The organism is Oerskovia sp. NPDC060287 (assembly GCF_042726775.1).
GTDB classification, from domain to species: domain Bacteria; phylum Actinomycetota; class Actinomycetes; order Actinomycetales; family Cellulomonadaceae; genus Oerskovia; species Oerskovia merdavium.
On record NZ_JBHXBO010000359.1, the window covers coordinates 1 to 2,923 of the forward strand.

The 2,923-nt window shown below is 71.8% G+C and carries 2 protein-coding genes; one reads left to right on the forward strand and one right to left on the reverse strand.

Translation table 11 applies throughout. The features are described 5' to 3' along the window. Window positions 1-42: 42 nt before the first annotated feature. Complete coding sequence (ilvD, locus tag ACFWFR_RS18830) at window positions 43-1,905, reverse strand: dihydroxy-acid dehydratase (protein ID WP_191803499.1); 1,863 nt, start codon at window positions 1,903-1,905, stop codon at window positions 43-45. Between the two features lie 378 nt (window positions 1,906-2,283). Between ilvD and ACFWFR_RS18835 the strand changes: the two genes are divergently transcribed. Next, on the forward strand, window positions 2,284-2,865 hold the full coding sequence (locus ACFWFR_RS18835; RefSeq protein WP_377624113.1) for a DoxX family protein: 582 nt from the start codon (window positions 2,284-2,286) through the stop codon (window positions 2,863-2,865). Window positions 2,866-2,923 lie beyond the last annotated feature (58 nt).

Genomic DNA, 2,923 nt, shown 5'->3' on the forward strand with positions numbered 1-2,923 from the left:
CCTGCTCGGGGCGGGCCCGTCGTCGTCGTGCGGGTGCGTGGCTCAGCGGCGCTTGAGCAGCGACACGTCGCGCACCGCACCGCGGTCGGCGGACGTCGCCATCGCGGCGTAGGCCTGCAGCGCGGGCGAGACGTAGCGGTCGCGGTCGACGGGCTGCCAGGGGTTCTCGCGCGCCTCCATCTTGGCGCGACGCTCGGCGAGGACCTCGTCGGGCACGTTGACGCGGATGAGGCGTGTGTCGACGTCGATCTCGATCTCGTCGCCGTCCTCGACCAGGCCGATCACGCCCCCGGCCGCGGCCTCGGGCGAGACGTGGCCCACCGAGATGCCGCTCGACCCGCCCGAGAAGCGGCCGTCGGTGATGAGCGCGCAGACCTTGCCCAGGCCACGGCCCTTGATGAAGGACGTGGGGTAGAGCATCTCCTGCATGCCGGGTCCGCCCGCGGGGCCCTCGTAGCGCACGACGACCACGTGGCCGGGCTCGACCTGCTTGGTGAGGATCTTCTCGACGGCCTCGTCCTGCGACTCGCAGACCAGCGCCCTGCCGACGAAGTGGAACACGTCGGGGTCGACGCCCGCGGTCTTGAACACCGCGCCGTCCTCGGCGAGGTTGCCACGGAGCACGGCCAGGCCGCCCTCGACCGTGTACGCGTGCTCGAGGTCGCGGATGCAGCCGTCGGCCGCGTCGGTGTCGAGGTGGTCCCACCGGTTCGACGTCGAGAACGCCTGCGTGGTGCGGACCCCGCCCGGCGCGGCGTGGAACAGCTCGACAGCCTGCTCGGTCGCCTTGCCTCCGCGCACGTCCCAGTCGTCGAGCCACTCGCGCAGCGTCGGGGTGTGCACCGACGTCACGTCGTGGTCCAGGAGACCGGCACGGTCGAGCTCGCCCAGGAGCGCGGGGATGCCGCCCGCGCGGTGGACGTCCTCCATGTGGAAGTTGGGGTGGTTCGGCGCGACCTTGGACAGGCACGGGACCTGGCGGCTGATGCGCTCGATGTCCGTCAGGTCGAAGTCGATCTCGCCTTCCTGGGCGGCCGCGAGGATGTGCAGGACCGTGTTGGTCGAGCCGCCCATCGCGACGTCGAGCGTCATGGCGTTGGCGAACGCGGCCTTGGTCGCGATGTTGCGCGGCGCGGCCGAGTCGTCCTCCTCGTCGTAGTACCGACGCGCGAGGTCGACGATCGTGCGGCCTGCCTCGAGGAAGAGCTCCTTGCGCGCGGCGTGGGTCGCGAGCGTCGAGCCGTTGCCGGGCAGGGACAGGCCCAGGGCCTCGGTGAGGCAGTTCATCGAGTTCGCGGTGAACATGCCCGAGCACGAGCCGCACGTGGGGCACGCGGCCTCCTCGACCTGCGCGAGCGCCTCGTCGCTGACGTTGTCGTCCGCGGCGTAGTTGATCGCGTTGACGAGGTTCAGGCGCGTCGAGGCCACACCGTCGGCGACGACGACCTTGCCCGCCTCCATGGGGCCGCCGGAGACGAAGATGACGGGGATGTTGAGGCGCAGCGCGGCGTTGAGCATGCCGGGCGTGATCTTGTCGCAGTTGGAGATGCACACGATGGCGTCCGCGCAGTGCGCGTTGACCATGTACTCGACCGAGTCCGCGATGAGGTCGCGGCTGGGCAGCGAGTAGAGCATGCCCGCGTGGCCCATCGCGATGCCGTCGTCGACCGCGATGGTGTTGAACTCCTTGGAGACGCCGCCGGCCTCGCGGATCGCGGACGCGACCAGGTCGCCCATGTCCTTGAGGTGGACGTGGCCCGGTACGAACTGCGTGTACGAGTTCGCGATCGCGATGATCGGCTTGCCGAAGTCCTCGGAGCCCATGCCGGTGGCGCGCCAGAGCGCGCGGGCACCGGACATGTTGCGGCCGTGGGTGGACGTCCGAGAGCGCAGGGGGCGACTCATGGCGGTTCAGCTCCTTCACGTGGTGCTGCGGCCTGGGAGGTGACCGCTCGGACACACTACGCCCGCCCCGGACCCCGCAGGTCGGGCGTCCGGCTCGTGGTCCCCGCCGGGAGGCAGCGCTCCCACCCGGGACCGGATGTGCGATCCCCCTACGTAGCACCACCGATACGGGAAAACCCGTCAATCTGCTCAAAAGGTTGCAGGCGACTTCACCCCGGTGGTTAGTTGACAGGGCTGCTCGGACCCCGCCGCCACTGGCCCGCAGAGGCCGATCCCTCGACCACGAGGGGACCGCGGTCCCCGCAGGCAGCACCTCGTCCCGCACCCCGGCCCCCGCGCCGTCCGGCGGACGACCCATCGACCAGGGAGACCAGACCCATGAGCCAGGCCACCGCTGCACCGACCCTGAACCCCCGCTCCACGCCCATCTCGACCGACCCCACAGCCGCACCGCACGCGACCACGCCCCCTGTCGTCACGCTGCCCGCGGCACGCCGAGCGCTGGCCGTGCTGCGCATCGCGATCTCGCTCGTCTTCCTGTGGCCCGTGCTCGACAAGACCTTCGGCCTGGGCTACGCGACCCCCGCCGAGCGTGCGTGGGTCGGCGGTGGTTCCCCGACCCAGGGCTACCTGTCCTCGCTCTCGGGGCCGTTCGCCGACACGTTCGGCGCCCTGGCCGGCCCCGCGACCGACTGGCTGTTCATGCTCGGCATGGGCGCGACGGGCCTCGCGCTCCTCCTGGGCGTCGGGACGCGCGTCGCCGCGGTCTCGGGCACGCTCCTCATGGCGCTGCTGTGGGCCACGACGTGGCCCGTGGCCGCGGGCTCCACCAACCCGGTCGTCGAGGACCACGTCGTGACCGCGCTCGTCGTGATCGTCGTGGCCCTGACCCGTGCGGGCAGCACGTGGGGGCTGGGCGGGGTCGCGGAGCGCGTGGGCGTGCCGGCCTGGATGCGCTGAGGCGACCCGTCGCCCGGCATGCCCGACGGCGCCACGCGCCCGGGTGCAGCGACGCAAC

Bases quoted from the DNA above. Each gene is read 5' to 3' on its own strand.
- ilvD (WP_191803499.1), bottom strand. From the start codon at position 1,905: ATGAGTCGCCCCCTGCGCTCTCGGACGTCCACCCACGGCCGCAACATG.
- ACFWFR_RS18835 (WP_377624113.1), top strand. From the start codon at position 2,284: ATGAGCCAGGCCACCGCTGCACCGACCCTGAACCCCCGCTCCACGCCC.